We start from the raw sequence: 15340 nt of genomic DNA, 5'->3' as shown, positions 1-15340 counted from the left end.
CGCGCATCTCAAGAACTGGCGCGTGCTGACCAAACTCCGCCTCGACGTGAAGTGGGCCGCCCGGCGGGTCCGGGCGCTGATGATCCTCACCCAGCAGAGATCGCCCGCTGACCGACGATCTTCACACCAGACAGGCCCAGACGACCAGAACCAGTACGACATCACCCCTCCACGCCACCCCCGTGACCTGCACGTTCAGGATGAACACAACTCACTGAGGAGGAAGGCCGGGTACAGGGGGAGATGCGGCTGGATCGCCTCCGGGACGCTTGGAACACTCTCTGTCTCCTCGTCGGCTATTGGTGCTCTGTACCTGGCTATCAGGACTCCCGCTGGCGCAAGCTTGAGTTCCGCGACGCCGAGCATGAGCGTTGGTACCAGCAGCAGTTGTCCTACCGCCGTCTGGAGAGCCGCGCCGTTCGCCCGCCGCGGCAGCAATGACCTTCCTCGGCGTCAATAGTCGTTCCTCCGCGGCTGGAGCCCGTACGGCGCCGGCTCGTGAGCACCGGACAGGCGCCGGCGGGGACGTCAGCGGCCGGTAGTGGCGCCACTCGTAGCGCCACGCTGCGTCGAGGTCTACGGGCGCCGGAACAGTCCTCGTGGCCATGGCCGGCATCGGGGCAGCCGGCAGACTGTCCGACTGCTGTCTGGCCTTCGTGATCGCCCGGCTGGTACTCCCGGCGTTATGGCTCAGGGGGCGGTGAGGAAGTCGTAGTAGTCGGTGCCCGCGACGAGTACGGAGGTGAAGAAAACGGGGAGCCCGTCGGCGTCGCGGGGGACCTCCTGCGAGGTCTGGCGGGTGAATCCGAGCGAGACACCGGGCACGACCAGGCTCTCGGTATCCGGGGCCGTCACCGTCCATCCGCGCTCGCGCACCCGCTGGAGGATCTCCTCGGCCGGGTCGGTGAACACGTCGCGGCCGTCCAGCAGAACCCGGGTGGTCGTGGTCTTCCCCTCGCCGGGCCACCGCAGCTCGACCGCATTGAGGGGGCTGTCCTCGTCGAAGAAGGCGGTGTAGCCCACCCCGTCGAAGGACCCCGTCGCCCGCCGTCTGGGTCGGCCCGGGCGCGGTCCGATTACCCGCGGCTCGCCCCAGGGGGCCACGGCGGTCATCGCCTCGTCGAAGGCCATGCCCAGACGCAGGGGGTGCACACCGTTCGGCGGGTCGAGGATCAGGTCCATCATGTTCTCCGGTCGGTCTGTTTGAGGACGTCATAGTCTATTGACCAGCCACGTATGGTCAGAATGTCCTGGACCTTTTTGTTGACCTTGAGGCTCTCGACCATGTCGGCGATGTGGGTGTCGTACTTGTCGCTGTACGCGTCACGGATGAAGATGTTCCGGGCGGTTTCTTGGAATTCGAGAATTTCCGCGGAGAGGTTTGGCTTATCGAGTGGGAGCAGGCGTGGCTTGTCATCGGGAAGCCCTGATTCCACCTTCGGACGGGTGGGCGACGTCCGTCTTGGGCTACCGGTAGCCGGCGGAGTTACGAAGGTGGGCTTTCATGAGTGGCTCGCACGAGCGGAAGCCCGTGATCGTGGTCGCGCCTTGGCCCGTCGCGGCCTTGTCAGGCGGCTGCGATCAGGGCCAAGAGCGCGTGGATCTCGCCTATGCGCAGGTGTTCTGGGTGAAGGTAGCGCTCGCATGCGGGCCAGTGCTCGCAGGGCCTCTTCCTTCGCTTCCTCGTGGTGGCCCAGGCCGTGGAGGGCGGCGGCCGTGGCGAGTTCGAGCTCGCCGCTGGCCCAAGGGAGCGGCTCGGGGAAGGCCTTGCGGGACTCGGCCAGAGCCTCCTCATGGCGTCCTTGTCCGCTGAGGCTGCGTATCAGCAGGCGGTGCAGGGCGGTCGCCATCTGTCCGTCGGCCCGCGGTAGATGCCAGCGGGCGATCTTCTCCGCCTCGTCGTGCTGATCGTGGACACACAAGGCGTCACCCAGCAGGTGCAGGGCGCGCAGTTCGAGGCGCTGCACGTCGCACAGGTGCTGGATCCGTGTCAGCGCCCGCAGGATCGACCTTGCCTCGGCTTCCGCCTCAATCGGCCGTCCGTCGTCGATGAGCAGCCATGCTCGATCCACGCGGGCGCTCAGTAGAAGTTCTCGCTCTGCGCCGGACAGCTGCCCCAGTTCCCCGATCAGGGTATCCAGCTCAGCCAGTACGGTGGGCCCTCGCCCGTGGGCGATGGCCGCGACGGTGGCGCAATACCTTCCCGACCAGATGGTGAAGGGGCGGCGGTCCCGGCCCCGAATGCCTTCGCGCGCGGTGACGACAGCACGAGCTCGTGCCTCGCTGGCCTCGAACAGGCCTTCACGCATCAGGTCAAGGGCTTCAACGAGGGCTGTTTCATGCCATGGTGCCGCAGCGCCCCTTGCCCATTGGATCCAGGCGGCTGCACTCCACACTCGACTTAGCGATCTCACGGTCTGCGAGACTACGCGTTCGATTTAGCGGGCCGACGTTGGGGCGGCGAACACCGTCCGACCGTGACCGAGCGCCTCGGGAACGGCGGCAAGCCCCCAACATCCAAGGGCATGAACCAGCGGCTACCTGCTGAGCCCTGACGCTGCCCAGCAGCTCGCCGAGCACCTCGTCCCCGCTGGCCCGCTCCACCCGTGGACCGGCGTGAAGTTCTCTTCGGCCTGGGGGAGCCACGACGTCCTCAACGTGGTTTTGGTCCGGCCCGACCTCGTCGCCGCGGGTCAGCGCAGACACCGCACTGGGCAGGGGCGGCGTCTACCGGCATCCGCTCCGCTTCCAACGGCTGCGCCTGGACGCGTCTCCCGAGGACGTGCCAGGCTTCGGCGAGGGGACAGCTACCGCCGCGGGCTGACCAATGCGGCGAGAGGCTTCAGGCGCCGCCTTCTCATGGCCCCGGATCTCGATCGTGATCACGCTCTCGGCGCTCATGAACGGGGAACCTCTGCGGACATGAGCCGGTTCCGCCGGGAGGTCAGATCCCCCGGCGGAGGCCGTGAAATTCGGCGGCGTCGGGGGCTGGGGGTCTAAAGTAGGTCAGAATCTGTCCTATATGACCTCTAGCCTGCGGTATGCAGAAATACGAGGACGGCGTCGAGATTCTTGTCCCCGCGAGCCCGGCCGAGCTGGAGGCATGGCTCGACGAGCATCACGGGGAGCGGACCGCGCTCTGGGTGAAGATCGCCAAGAAGCATACCGGCATCCCGTCGCTCACCTGGGAAGAGATGGTCGACACGGTGCTCTGCTTCGGCTGGATCGACGGTCTGCGGCGCGGCTTCGACGACACGTACTTCCTGCAGCGCACGACACCCCGCCGCCCCCGCTCGCCCTGGTCGCAGGTGAACGTCGACAAGGCCGAGGCCCTGATCGCCGAGGGACGGATGCGCCCCCGCGGCCTCGCCGAGGTCGAGGTGGCGCGGGCGGACGGTCGCTGGGCGACGGCATACGCCTCGCAGAAGAACGCCACCACACCGCCGGATCTCGTCGAGGCGCTCGACGCGAACCCGACGGCGCGGGCCTTCTACGAGACGCTCGGCAAGTCCGACCAGTTCGCCCTGTATCTAAGCCTGGTCACCGCCCGCACCGAGAAGACCCGGCTGGCCCGCCTGGAGCGGATGGTGGCGACGATGGCGAAGTCCGAGCGGCCATCGTGATCAACCGTACTGAGGGTCTTGCGGGCCCGGCACCCGCCCCGAAAGGCCCTCGGCGGACAACTCGCCCGCGCGGGCGGCCGGATCACTGCAGAAACGAGCCTGCGCCCCACAGACGGCCGCGATGGCCTACCGGCTGATGATGACCACCACCGCCGCGGTCCGCCACGCCCACCCAGAAGCGCCTCACGGGCAAGGAGGAGGAACTCGGCGAGGACGCGGAGAAGATGGCGCCGGGCTGGTCGGCCGACCAGCTGCGCGGCGTCCTCGGCGACGACATCCTGGCCGAGCTGATGGCGGGCGCGGATTGGCCGGTGATGGCCCGCCACCTCGTCGGCCCTCCAGCAGGCCGGAGTCGCCCTCGGCATGTTTATGCCGCAGTCTGTCCAGGTGGAACTCCGGCCCGAACGCCGCGAGATCATGGTGGCGCTGAGGTTGCCGATCGCCGGTGTCGCAGGTCTGTGTACGGTGCGATCCCTGGACGCCGTGATTGATGTGGCCCAGGCCTGGCAGGCGGGGATGCCGCTGGCGGACATGGCCGCCAGGTGGGAATTCCTGAGGGTGAGTCGGAAGGCTCTGGCTCATGACCAGGGAAAGGGCGTCGCCCATGAGTGGGTGTATGTCCGGGGCCTGCCCGATGGGCTCATCGACCACAACCTGGTGGAAGCCGCATTCCGTTCCCCGGAACTGAGCACCTTGTTTCCCATGGTCAGCCACGGATCCCTGCAGTTCCGCCGGTTTACGGTCTCCGATCCCGGAAGCGACATCCCGAGCGTCTTCCCTGCGGGAGAAGGCCGCTGGCACGTGACCTGCCCGCGGGACGAGCACATTCCGGCGAGTACGGCCGAGACCGTCGACGAGGCGGTGAGGCTGGTGCTGGAAGGCTCCCGGAAGGGTGCGGCCCCGCAGCCGAAGTCATCCACGACGCCAGGCGGGCGATGGCCGACAAGGCCCGGGCTGCTGCCGGAACCCAGAAGCAGAACCCCGTCTCCACGAGAAGTCCCAAGGGTTGAGGCCCCTTGGACCCCTGCCCATCAGGCGGTCGAGTCGAGCGAGTTCGGGTACCGGCCCCGCAGGTAGATTGAATGCCGCGCCCAGGGGAGTTCGGCGCTCAACGTTCCGTAGATGGGGCGTTGGCGGAAGTCGCTGGCGGAAAAGTATCTGGAGATCGAGCGGGCCTGGGGGCCGTGCCGTTCGCGGATGAGCCTGGGGGAGTAGTGGTCGCCTTGATCTCCGGTCCGTGATTGGGGCCCTGTATTCCGTGATGGTCATAGCGGATCGGGCCATTCGGAGCCGCTTGCGGCGCCGAATGGCTCTCGGCCAAACCGTGCGCAACGTCGTGACGCCCTCTAGCCGACGCAGCCGGTACAGCGCTGCAGGGCTGCTGAGGGGGCCTGCCGGGTCGGTGGATCACCGGAAGCCGAAGAACCGTGTCCACCAGGTAGGCCGCCTTGCGAAGGGCTCCAGCGCGCTGGGGCCCTCGTAGTCGCTCTCCAGCAGTTCTTCGGGGACGCTCACATAGCCGAGTTCGGCCAGCGCCCGCTTCACGGTGGCAAGGTCGGCAGGGTCCAGCGCACCCTCCTCGCGGGCATCGTCTGTGCCGAGGAAGGCCCCCGGGTTGTCGGCGCAGGCCTCGGCAAGGGAACCGAACTTGCTCACGCAGACCACGATCCGCGTACCGCAGACCGTCGCCTCGGCCGGCACGGTGACGCGTCCGTACTCGCTGGAGTCCTGTGTGTCCCGCTCGGACTCGCACGGGGTCCCGAAGTCCGCTTCGAGCCGCCGCACCAGCCCGCCGAACATGAGGCCGGTCGCTGCGCGGTCGTAGTGCAATGGCCGCGCGAGCCGTTCGGGGTCGTCGAGTGCCCGCAGGAGGACCAGGAGTTCCGTCTCGTTCATCGGCATAGGCCCATCCTGCCGCCCGGCCGGTAGGAACGAAGGGGCAGGGGCGGCAAGAGGAAGGGGGCAAGATCCGAAGGAGACGGCTTAAGACCCTGCCCCTGGCCGCCAGGGTCGGGCCCAGCCCATGCCGATAGGGCGTGCGCGGGTGAGGCCCGGTGCCTGGTTTCCCTCGCCGGCGGGGTCTTGGTCTGGTCCGGGCCGGGCCGTCGACGCGGTGGGGGTGGCCGGTGCCACAGCCCGTGGCGCCGTGTCCTCGGTGGCCGGCGGATTCGCCGTCTACGCCGCGGTACGTTTCGATCCGACCCGGGCGAAGGGCGTGGACGACACGCTGCGCTCCTTCGCCGACATTCCGGCCCGGTCCTGGCTGCTGGTTACGGTAGCCGTCGGCCTGACGCTCTCGGGGGACTTCTCCCGGGCGATGGCCGCCCGGCGCAGGATCTGATCCTGCGCCCTTTACTCACGGAGGATCCACATGACCACTGCCTATGACCCGGCCACGGTGAAGTTGAGCCCCAATCCGCAGGTGCGCGACCAAGCCGTTCGGTACGAGGAGTCGGACGGCACGGAGGGTACCGACATGAACGGCTCGCCCTGCCTTTTGCTGGACTACCAGGGCCGCGTCAGCGGTGAATGGCGCCGCATCGTCCTCATCCACGCGAAGGAGGACGACGACCGCTATCTGATCGTGGCGTCCAACAGTGGTTCCGACAACCACCCGATGTGGTTCGCTAGCGTCGAGGCCAACCCCGAGGTGCACGTTCGGGTACTGGGCGAACGCTTCCGGGCGCGGGCCGAGGTCCTGCCCCCGGGGGAGAAGGCCAGGGTCTGGCCGCTCCTGCTCGCCGTGTTCCCCCGGTACGAGCAGTACCAGAAGGGCACGGACAGGGATATCCCGGTGCTCCGCATCAGCAGGGCCTGACCTTCCCGGAGCCCGGCCTCCCTTCCCGGCGCCTCATGCCGGGAGTGCCGCTGGTGGATGTCGCGGCAAGGACCGCAAGATCCCGGCGGGCCGTTGTCACGAACTACGCTGACGTCCCCTTCCCACAGTCGACGGAGCAGAGTGCCGCCCTGCTTCGCCCACCGAATAACCAAGCACGACCCCGCCGACCGTGACGAGCGTGGGCACTACATCGGCGCTGGGGACACGATGAGCGACCACGGACCGGAAGAGAGGGCGTATCGGGAGGCGATCGACGCCTTCGCGCAGAAGGCAGGCATCGACGGGCTGGAGATCCGCGAACCGGAGGTCACCGGCTTCGTCAGCTTCGGCCTGGAGGCGCCGATTGCCGGCCACGGCCTGGCCGGGCTGTTCCCGCCCGACCTCACCGGCTACTACGACGGTGCCGAAGTCTCAGTGCCGGTTGCGCTGGAGCTGGTCCGGGCCATGCTGCGTGACCACGGCACCTGGTGCCGACTGGAGCAGCGGGACACGTTCACCGTCGTCGGGCTCAAGTGGCCAAACCCAACGGAGAGACCGTCGGTCGGGCGCTGTCACGCTCCTCCCATTACTTCCGTCACTTGAGCACTCCTTCATCGCACCCGTGACAGCGATCACCCCGGTTGCGTAGGGTCGCTGGCAACGCGCGCTAGTCGTGCGTCAGTTCGAGGGCTTGGTTGCCGACGAGGACATGAGCGGCGGCTACGGGGAGGGATCCAGTTGAAGAGACGTTTCATGGCAATGGCCGCTGGCGCGGAGACCGTTGTGCTCGCTCTGCTCGGACCGGGCGGCTCACAAGCTCAGGCCGTGCCGGACATCCAGACCGCGTAAGACTTTGGCCTGTCGTTGGACAACTTCGTGCTGCGGCCGGTACGCAACGAGGCGACGCTGACCGGTCGCTCTGGCTTCAGGTTTGGTCGGCGTGGGGTAGGTCGAGGTAGCGGGCGGCGTCGTTGAGGACTTCGAGGGTGAGTGCTTCGGTGCCGTCGAGGATGGCGAGTTGGGCGGCCATGCCGATCAGTGGGGTGAGGTGTTCCATGAGTCCGTCGGTGATCTGGTAGAGCTCTTTCTGATGGTCGAGGAGGCTGTCGGGTTTGTGGTGCCGCAGGCGGAGCCGGCCGTCGAGGGTGGCCAGGGTGCTGACCCATTCGTCGGGGGTGTTCCTTGCAGCGGGGTGGGAGCCGGTTGACCCAGCGGACTGCGCGCCGCCCGCCGCTTCTACCGCCGCCACCAGCACCTGCACGTCCCCGCCCACTACACCGACCAGGAAGGCGAAACCCGCTTCCCGCTCGGCCGATGGATCGCCGACCAGCGCACCCGGGCCAGCCAAGACCGCCTCACCCGCGAAGAGACCGACTCCCTCCAGGCCCTGGCCATGGAATGGACCCCAGCACTGCAGCGCGACGACACCCCGGCCGCCCTGCCCGGACCCCACATCCAGGCAATCGCCACCAGCGGCACCGAAGCCCCCGCTCCACAGCCGCCACCCGAACACACCAGGCCCGCCCCGGTCTTCCGGATCGCCTGCAGTGATCCGCCGTTCGGGCTGCCGCACATCCCGTTCCACAACGGGAGCCGCATACTGCTCACCATGCCCGCCGGGGCCGACAAGACCACGACCGACGCCGTGGCCGTCCACGAAGTCGCAAGCCCCGCCTGCCTGCTCCTCGGCCCCCACACCACCTGCCTCCACCAGGCGGTCAGGGCTTGGCGGACGGTCAGCAAAGGGTCGCTCGCCGGCCTCAACATCCGCCCCACCCGCAGCGGCAGGGCAGGCGTCCGGCCTGAACGGCGTCGCGGGCGAACTGGCCGCCTGGATGGCACAGCAGCCCCCGGCGCCCTGGTCGTGGCCCGCCACCTCGACGCCGCCCTCATCGCCCACAGCCACCACCTGCCGCCCTGGGAACACCTCGTCATCGAAGAAGCCCACCGCACCGCCGAAGGCGTCATCACGCAAGACCACCCGCACGCCGCGATCCACGACGACGACGGCAACCTCGCCCGCACCCACCTCTCCCTCACCGCCACCCAGCCCATTCCCCGCGAACTGCCCGCCCCCGGCGACCGCCAGGCCCTCCCCATCTGGGCCGCGCACATGCCCGCCCAGATGCTCATCGGCACCCACCACCCGACCGCGCAACGCCCTGAACTCGTCGAGACCGGATCCTCAGCCCCTACCAGCTGCTGAGGATTCAGGTCCCCGAAACGCCCGCTCTCCCGCGCTGGCGAGCACCGGCCGTCGGCGCGAACTACATCGTCGAACAGCACCACCTGCGCCGCGTGGCGGCCGTCCTTGCCGACATGAAGCAGGCAGAAACCTTCGCCTGCCAACTGACCGTGCGGATGCTCGACGCGGAGATCCTCATGCCCTGCCAAGGGCTCCGTGCGCTACACGCAGCCCGAGGCGCGGGTGGAGCCGGTCTGGCCGTGGGGCTGGGGCGGCTGGGGTTGCAGGCCGCCGGTGTAGAGCAGGGCGTTGGAACTGGTCTTGCTGAGGCTGCCCAGGACGTCCTTGGTGGACTCGGCTTCGATGAACTCGTTGATTACCTCCGGAGTGGCGTTGGGGTGGGCGGCCTTGTAGAGAGCGGCGACTCCGGCGACGTGGGGGGCGGCCATGGAGGTGCCGTTCAGGGCGATAGAGCCGCCGCCGAGCTTCGCCGAGACGATGGTCTTACCCGGCGCGTAGACGGTGACGCATTGGCCGTGGCTGGAGTAGGAGGTCTCCTCGTCCCACGGGTTGCTTGCCGCGACGGTCAGCACCTTCGACGCGGAGGCCGGGGAGACCGAGCAGGCGTCCTCGGAGGAGTTGCCGGCCGCGATGACGGGCAGGACGCCGGCGTCGGTGACGGCGTTCGCGGCGTTGTTGACAGCGTCGGACTTGTCGCCGCCCAGGGAGCCGTTGAGGACGGCGGGCTGCTTGGCGTTCTTGGCGACCCAGTCCAGTCCGGCGATGACCCCGGAGAACTCGCCCTGGCCGTCGCAGCCCAGGACGCGGACGCTGATGAGGTCGGCCTTCTTCGCGACGCCGTAGGTCTTGCCGGCGGCGGGGCCGGCGACGCGCGTTCCGTGGCCGTTGCAATTCTGCCCCTTCGCCAGGGCATCGACGGCGTCGAAGCCGAAAGTGGCGCGGCCGCCGAACTCGTCGTGGTTGTAGTCGATGCTGGTGTCGAGGATGTACGCGTTCACCCCGGCTCCGTTGCCCTGGACGTTGAACTGTCCGTCGCCCACGCCCCTTTGATCTTGTCCCAGATCGCTTGCTGGTCGATGCGGTCCAGGCCCCAGGAGGTGGACGGTGCCCAGGTGCCGGGCGCGGTGGCAGGCTGCGGCGGGGAGAAGAGCTTGGCGTCCTGCTCCACCGACTGCGATGAAGAGGGTCCACGCGGGCGGGGCCCGGCCGGTAGAAGCGACCCCGGCCGGGCCCCGCCGCCGGCCGCCGCCCTCTACCGCCCGGGTTCAACTCCTTCGAATAACACTCCGACGGTCAGAAGAAGACTCCGGAGCGCAGAATCACGTTCGCGTATGGGCGGGCCTCACCCGTGCGAACCACAAGACGGGCGGCCGCCGAGAGCGTTTTCAGTTCCTCGTGGGGGACCAGGACCAGCCCGGGGAACGACGACTTCAGCAGTCGCGCAGCCTCCGGATTGGCTCCCAGGATTTCCACCGCCGCTGTCGCTCCTTCCACTACCAGCTGGCCCAGCAGGCCATCGAGAACCTCAGCGAGGGCCGGCACCCCGGCTATGAAGGCGAGGTCGACGACGCGTGGGCCGCGGGGCATGGCGATGTCGCAGACCAGGATGCCGTCGCCATGGCCCAGTTCAGCGAGGCGCCTGCCAGATGTCGGTTCAGAATTCCGGCCTTCTTCACAGGGCTCTGGTCTCTTCAGTGGTGGGGAAGGACGTCTGCGCACCCTTCTTGGTGACGGTCGCCGCGCCCACGCGGACCGCGAAGGCCGCAGCTGTCGCAAGATCCTCGCCGCGGCCGAGGCGCCAGGCCAGGGCGGCCGTGAAGGCGTCTCGCGCGCCCGAGGTGTCGACGGCGACGAGCTTGACGGACGGCGGTCGGACGCTCGCGCTTCCCGAGGCGACCGGGGCGGCCTCGGCGCCCAGGGTGATCACCACTGATCGCGTACCGAGGGCCAGGCGGGCGCGGGCCCTTGCGTTGACTGGTCGCGTTCAAGGCCGCTCCGCCTCATCCTTGTGCAGCTTTGCCATTGGGGTGTGGCTCTTGTGTCCTGGAGGCCGCTTCTCGGGTTCGGTGAGGGCGTGGGACAGGTCGTTGAGGTGGTCGAGGGCGAGGCCGGTTCCCTGGCGCGCGGGCTGGTCCGGTGGTTCCTCGGTGTCCCAGGCGGCGAGGGCCTGTTCCAGGTCCTGCCACTGGGGGACCCGGTGGGCGAGGAGTGCTTCGCGGCCCTGTTGGGTGGTGATGCGCAGGGCTTCGGCGAGGTGGGCGGCGGCCGGTACGGGGTGTTCGGGGAGCTGGGCTTCGATGAGCATGGCGGTGCGGCCGAGGCGGCGCAGGGCGTGGGTGGCCTCGTCGGCCGCCGCGTCGGACAGGCCGCGGTGGCGTACCGGCTCGAAGGTGGCCTTGGCGAGGGCGTCCCGCCAGGCGGCCCAGGCCGTCCGGACGTCGAGCAGGGCCCGGGTGAGCTCGGCAGGGGGGCGCCGGGGGTCGGCGTGGTGGTCGAGCGCGGCGGCGGCGTACCGGCCGGCGGCGTCGAGCCAGTCGGCGAGGCGGGCGTGCAGTGCGGGGGTCTCCCAGGCCGGGTAGAGGGCGTAGGCGGCCATCGCGAGCGCGCCGCCGAGCACGGTGAGCAGGACGCGGTCCGGCACGGTCTGGGTCCAGGGCTCGCCGGCCATGGCGAGCAGGAAGACGACGTAGCCGGAGGCGCAGGCGAGGACGAGTCCGTACCCGGAGTACATGAACAGGTAGACGAGGCCGGCGCAGATGACCGTGAGGATCGCGCAGGCCGCGGTGCCGGGATGGGTGAGCTGCACGATGCCGGTGGCCAGTGCGGCCCCGACGAGCGTGCCGCCGACGCGGCCGATGGCGCGGGAGTAGGTGAGCGAGAACTCCGGGCGCATCACCATGAGGGAGGCCAGCGGGGCCCAGTAGTTGTGGCCGAGCGGGAGTTGGGCGCTGATGACGTAGCAGAGCGTCACGACGGCGCAGAGGCGGATCGCGTGGCGGAGGACCGGCGATGCGGGGCGCCGGAACTGGTCGCGCATCTGGCGCAGGGCGGCCGGGACGCGGCGGTGCAGGGCGGGGCGCAGCAGCGGTTCCTCCGCCCCGGCGGTGTGCCGGCTGTCGGTGGTCTCGACGAGGTCGGTGAGGAGGGCGACGAGGCGGGCGGCGTTGCGGCGGGCCGCTCCGGGGAGGGGGTCGTCGGCGGTGTCCGGGGTCGTGAGGGCGCTCCGCGCGGCGGGCGGGACGCGGACGGGGCCGCTCTGGCGGACGGCGCGGGCGGCGGCGTCCAGTGCGAGGCCGGCAGCATCGAGGAGTTCGCGGATCCGGTCGCGTGCGGCTCCCCGCTCGGGTACACCGAGGGCCGGGTCCGCCAGTGCGGCGAGGACCGGGCGGAGGCGTTCGGCGAGGGCCAGGGTGCCGTGGAGTTCGGCGGGCCCGCGGCGGGCCTCCCGGGGGGTGACGGCGACGGCGAGCCGGGCGGTCATCAGCGGCTGCGGGTCATTGAGGGCCACGGGGTCCTCGCGCAGCCGTCGCGCGTAGTCGGCTTCGGAGGCCAGCGCGTCGGCGAGCGCGTCGCGGCGGGCGCCCCAGCGGCGTACCGGGAGCAGGAGGGTCAGCAGGACGGGGACCATCCCGCCCAGCGCGGTCATCGCGGCCTGGCCGGTGGCGTGGGCGAGCGAGCCGGCCAGGGTGGCGGGGACCAGCATGACCGCCACGGTCGGCGTGGCGATCCCGCCGACCGTGGGCCCCGCGGCCCAGGACAAGCCTGCGAGGAACGTCCACACGGCCAGGACCAGCGGGAACAGCGGTGACTCGGCTCCGACGAGATGGCCGAGGAACACGGCGACGGCCAGCGAGATCCCGGAGGCCAGGGCCAGCACGGGGCTGGGCCGCCAGCTGCGCTGATAGGTGGCGATGGAGCCCAGGAACGTACCGAGTCCGGCGCTCAGCGCGACGGCCTGGTCGAAGAGGACGAGGCTGACGGCCATGACTGCTGCCAGCCCGGCGGCGTCGCGCAGGACGCGCACGGGTTCGAGGCGCCTCCGCTCGGCCCGCAGGCCCGTACGGGCGGTCGCCTTCAGCGCACGCAACCAGTGCGGGGAGCCGGGACTGTCCTCGATACCGGGCAAGGCGACCTCTCGGGCGGCAGAGGGGGGTTGAGCACGGCCAGTTGGGCGCGGCCGGGCAGCTTCGTTGTTCCGTTTTGGATGGTACCTGCGCATTTGTGCATCATCTGGAAGTCGCGGCGCCGCGCGACTCCGAGGAGCGGCGCGGCGCCGCGCGACTCCGCAGGAGCGCCACACGACCCGCCGGAGCAGGACCTCGGGGACGTCCGGCCCTGCCGTCCGGCCCGCGAAGTCAGGACTTGAGACTAAACGAAAACCATTTCCAATAGCGCTAGGTTGGTGAGGTGAGCCAAGCCCTAGATGCGCAGCATGCCGGCCGCCGCCGTCACCCCCGCGGCCTCGCGACCCTCGCCATGACCGAGATGTGGGAGCGATTCAGCCTGTGCGGCATGGTCGCGATCCTCGTCCACTTCCTCTCCGCCTCCGCTTCGCACGGCGGCATGGGGCTCGCCGAGGGCACCTCCGAGGCCGTCGAGGGCGTCTACCTGGCGATGATCGCCCTGCTGGCCCTGCCCGGCGGCTGGATCGCCGACCGCCTCCTCGGCGCCCGTCGCGCGGTCCTGTGGGGCGGTCTCGTCATCATGGCCGGGCACCTGTCCCTGGCAGCCCCCGGCCGCGCCTTCGTCTGGCCGGGCCTGGCCCTGATCGCCGTCGGCACGGGCCTGCTCAAGGCGAACATCTCCACCATGGTCGGGCGCCTCTACGCGCGGGACGACGACCAGCGCCGCGACGCCGGCTACGCGCTCTTCTACATGGGCATCAACGTCGGCGCGGTCCTCGCACCGCTGGTCGTGGGATACCTCGGCGAGGAGGTCAACTGGCACCTGGGCTTCGGCGCCGCCGCCGTCGGCATGGCGTTCGGCCTCGCCCAGTACGTGATCGGCGGACGCAAGGTGCCCGCCCTGCGGGACGAGCCCGTCGACCGCCTCACCCCGGCCGAGCGCCGCAAACTCGTACGCGGCGGCGCCTATGGCCTCACGGGTGCGGGCGCCCTCTTCGGGACCCTGATCCTCCTGCACGCCTGCAGCATCGACAACGTGACGTTCCTGCTCACGGTGCTCGCGGTGGCCGTCCCGGCGGGCTACATCTTCTCGATGCTCCGCAGCCCGAAGATCACCGCCGCCGAGCGGATCCGGTTCAAGGGGTACATCTGGCTGTTCGTCGCTGCGGCGCTGTTCTGGGCGGTCTACGTCCAGATAGGCAACGAACTGAACCTGTTTGCCGCCCAGAAGACCGACCTCAGCCTCTTCGGCTGGCGCATGCCGGCGAGCTGGACCCAGTCGCTCCCCTACCTGTTCGTGATCCTGCTCGCCCCGCTCTTCGCCTCCTTCTGGGTGCGCAGGGGCCGACGGATGAGCACGCCGCTGAAGTTCGCCGTCGCGCTGATCCTCGCGGGCATCTCGTTCGTGGTGATGTCCGCCGCCTCCTCGATCGCCTCCGGCGGCGTGCGGGTGTCGCTGATGTGGCTGGTGGGCGTGTACGTCATCCAGGTCACGGGCGAGATGTGCCTGAGCCCGGTCGGCCTCTCGGTGACGACGAAGCTGGCGCCGAAGGCCTACGCCAACCAGATGATGGGCGTGTGGCTGCTGGCCATGGCGAGCGGCCAGGCCATCGGCGGCCAACTGCCGCGCCTCGCCCACTCGGTGATGAGCCAGAGCGTGAACTTCCTCTGGCAGGGCGGCCTGCTGGTCGTGGCGGGCGCCACGATGATGCTCTTCACCCGCCACCTGAGGCAGCAGATGGGTGAGAACCCCCTGGCCGCCGGAGCCGCCACGCCGACGAGGGCGGCTTGAGGACCTGCCGCAGCGATCACCCGCCCCGAGCCGGTCGAAGCGCCCGAGCCTGCTTCCGCGCAGGTTGTCGACCTCATGGCCGTGCTGGAAGAGTCCGTCGGCGACGCCACAGCCGCACGCACCGGCGGCCCGGACGCCACCGTCCACGCCCTCCCCGCGAAGGCGGGCGCAGACCCAGGGTGGCGGCGCCGTCCGGGGCCGAGGCCGTCCAACGGTGCGCAAGACATTTCGGCCCAGTGGTCCTCCGGGCATGGTTCAACGGCTCAGGGCCTGCCGGCGGTGGACGTAGTCCCAAGAGTGATCGCGGCGGCGCTCTCTCGTTAGACCTGATGGCTTTGGTTACGCCGGCCCTCGGAGCCGGCCGGCTCCGTTCCCACGTCCCCCCCCTTCAGGAGTTCGAGCGTGAAGACCCCCGTAAGGCCCTTGATCATGATCTCTCTCACCGTGACGTGCGCGATTTCCCTGGCCGGTACGGCGCAAGCCGCCGCGTTCCGCGGCGCCACGGCCCCCGCCCGGCAGGCCTCTGCCCGTGAGGCCGATAACGGAGGCTTCGACAAAACCGAAATGATGTTCGAGGAAGCGGGTAAGAACGGCGCCTACATTCACGCGAAGCAGTGGGATTCCTCGACCTCGGACGACTGAAGCGGGCAGTTCCGCACGGACCAGGTTCACCGAGCCGAGGACCTCGACCAGCATGCCCCGGGGAGCCTTCGTGGAAGCGGGGGTTTCCCGCGGGCACTAAGCTGCGTTCCCGGGCGCCGAGGCCGCCCGCGAGAC

15 protein-coding genes and 2 pseudogenes are annotated in these 15340 nt (G+C 69.7%); 8 read left to right on the top strand and 9 right to left on the bottom strand.

Annotated elements, in window-relative coordinates; translation table 11 throughout:
* Nucleotides 1-690: 690 nt before the first annotated feature.
* The 3 genes from ACFVX6_RS19160 to ACFVX6_RS19150 form a co-directional block, all read right to left on the bottom strand.
* Entirely contained in the window at nucleotides 691-1185 is a 495-nt protein-coding gene (locus ACFVX6_RS19160; RefSeq protein ID WP_389692890.1) for a hypothetical protein, read from the bottom strand.
* Nucleotides 1182-1436, bottom strand: a complete 255-nt coding sequence (locus ACFVX6_RS19155; protein WP_389692888.1) for a hypothetical protein — start codon at nucleotides 1434-1436, stop codon at nucleotides 1182-1184. The genes ACFVX6_RS19160 and ACFVX6_RS19155 overlap by 4 nt, the downstream gene beginning before the upstream one ends.
* 66 nt (nucleotides 1437-1502) lie before the next feature.
* On the bottom strand, nucleotides 1503-2309 hold the full coding sequence (locus ACFVX6_RS19150; RefSeq protein WP_389692886.1) for a hypothetical protein: 807 nt from the start codon (nucleotides 2307-2309) through the stop codon (nucleotides 1503-1505).
* 732 nt (nucleotides 2310-3041) lie between these two features.
* Here ACFVX6_RS19150 and ACFVX6_RS19145 point away from each other — a divergent pair.
* Nucleotides 3042-3623, top strand: coding sequence for a YdeI family protein (locus tag ACFVX6_RS19145; RefSeq protein ID WP_389692884.1), 582 nt, complete (start codon nucleotides 3042-3044; stop codon nucleotides 3621-3623).
* Between the two features lie 387 nt (nucleotides 3624-4010).
* A complete protein-coding gene (locus ACFVX6_RS19140) occupies nucleotides 4011-4700 on the top strand; it encodes a DUF6193 family natural product biosynthesis protein (RefSeq protein WP_389692882.1) in 690 nt (229 codons plus the stop codon).
* A 330-nt stretch (nucleotides 4701-5030) separates the two neighbouring features.
* On the opposite strand, the gene ACFVX6_RS19135 is transcribed toward ACFVX6_RS19140, so the two are convergent.
* On the bottom strand, nucleotides 5031-5525 hold the full coding sequence (locus tag ACFVX6_RS19135; RefSeq protein WP_389692880.1) for a hypothetical protein: 495 nt from the start codon (nucleotides 5523-5525) through the stop codon (nucleotides 5031-5033).
* A 217-nt stretch (nucleotides 5526-5742) separates the two neighbouring features.
* Here ACFVX6_RS19135 and ACFVX6_RS19130 point away from each other — a divergent pair, with 217 nt between their 5' ends.
* From ACFVX6_RS19130 to ACFVX6_RS19120, 3 genes are all read left to right on the top strand, one after another.
* On the top strand, nucleotides 5743-5964 hold the full coding sequence (locus ACFVX6_RS19130) for a DUF1206 domain-containing protein (protein WP_389692878.1): 222 nt from the start codon (nucleotides 5743-5745) through the stop codon (nucleotides 5962-5964).
* A gap of 30 nt (nucleotides 5965-5994) precedes the next feature.
* On the top strand, nucleotides 5995-6441 hold the full coding sequence (locus tag ACFVX6_RS19125; RefSeq protein WP_389692876.1) for a nitroreductase/quinone reductase family protein: 447 nt from the start codon (nucleotides 5995-5997) through the stop codon (nucleotides 6439-6441).
* 228 nt (nucleotides 6442-6669) lie between these two features.
* Nucleotides 6670-7044 (top strand): hypothetical protein, encoded by a 375-nt coding sequence (locus tag ACFVX6_RS19120; RefSeq protein WP_389692874.1) that lies wholly within the window; start codon nucleotides 6670-6672, stop codon nucleotides 7042-7044.
* Between the two features lie 322 nt (nucleotides 7045-7366).
* On the opposite strand, the gene ACFVX6_RS19115 is transcribed toward ACFVX6_RS19120, so the two are convergent.
* Nucleotides 7367-7789 carry a hypothetical protein gene (locus ACFVX6_RS19115; RefSeq protein WP_389692872.1) on the bottom strand — a complete coding sequence of 141 codons (423 nt, stop codon included), beginning with the start codon at nucleotides 7787-7789 and terminating at the stop codon, nucleotides 7367-7369.
* Here ACFVX6_RS19115 and ACFVX6_RS19110 point away from each other — a divergent pair.
* A complete protein-coding gene (locus tag ACFVX6_RS19110) occupies nucleotides 7697-8647 on the top strand; it encodes a helicase associated domain-containing protein (protein ID WP_389693001.1) in 951 nt (316 codons plus the stop codon). The genes ACFVX6_RS19115 and ACFVX6_RS19110 overlap by 93 nt on opposite strands.
* 200 nt (nucleotides 8648-8847) lie before the next feature.
* On the opposite strand, the gene ACFVX6_RS19105 is transcribed toward ACFVX6_RS19110, so the two are convergent.
* The 4 genes and pseudogenes from ACFVX6_RS19105 to ACFVX6_RS19090 form a co-directional block, all read right to left on the bottom strand.
* Nucleotides 8848-9687, bottom strand: coding sequence for a S8 family peptidase (locus tag ACFVX6_RS19105; RefSeq protein WP_389692870.1), 840 nt, complete (start codon nucleotides 9685-9687; stop codon nucleotides 8848-8850).
* Nucleotides 9688-9940: 253 nt separating this feature from the next.
* Nucleotides 9941-10323: pseudogene (rbsD, locus tag ACFVX6_RS19100) on the bottom strand (D-ribose pyranase).
* Nucleotides 10320-10610: pseudogene (locus ACFVX6_RS19095) on the bottom strand (PfkB family carbohydrate kinase); the annotation flags it as partial. The pseudogenes ACFVX6_RS19095 and rbsD, both read right to left, overlap by 4 nt.
* 21 nt (nucleotides 10611-10631) lie before the next feature.
* Nucleotides 10632-12773, bottom strand: a complete 2142-nt coding sequence (locus tag ACFVX6_RS19090; protein WP_389692868.1) for an FUSC family protein — start codon at nucleotides 12771-12773, stop codon at nucleotides 10632-10634.
* A 281-nt stretch (nucleotides 12774-13054) separates the two neighbouring features.
* On the opposite strand from ACFVX6_RS19090, the gene ACFVX6_RS19085 reads away from it, so the two are divergent.
* Together ACFVX6_RS19085 and ACFVX6_RS19080 are read left to right on the top strand one after the other, a co-directional pair.
* Nucleotides 13055-14563, top strand: a complete 1509-nt coding sequence (locus tag ACFVX6_RS19085) for a peptide MFS transporter (RefSeq protein ID WP_389692866.1) — start codon at nucleotides 13055-13057, stop codon at nucleotides 14561-14563.
* A gap of 402 nt (nucleotides 14564-14965) precedes the next feature.
* The gene (locus tag ACFVX6_RS19080) at nucleotides 14966-15205 is read left to right on the top strand and encodes a hypothetical protein (RefSeq protein WP_389692864.1); all 240 of its coding nucleotides are present in this window, start codon (nucleotides 14966-14968) and stop codon (nucleotides 15203-15205) included.
* The last annotated feature ends 135 nt before the right edge of the window (nucleotides 15206-15340 follow it).

It is taken from the genome of Streptomyces sp. NPDC058289 (genome assembly GCF_042880975.1).
Classification (GTDB): domain Bacteria; phylum Actinomycetota; class Actinomycetes; order Streptomycetales; family Streptomycetaceae; genus Streptomyces; species Streptomyces stoeckheimensis.
The sequence above is the reverse complement of the archived record's forward strand: the minus strand, read 5'-3'. Positions and strand labels throughout refer to the sequence as shown.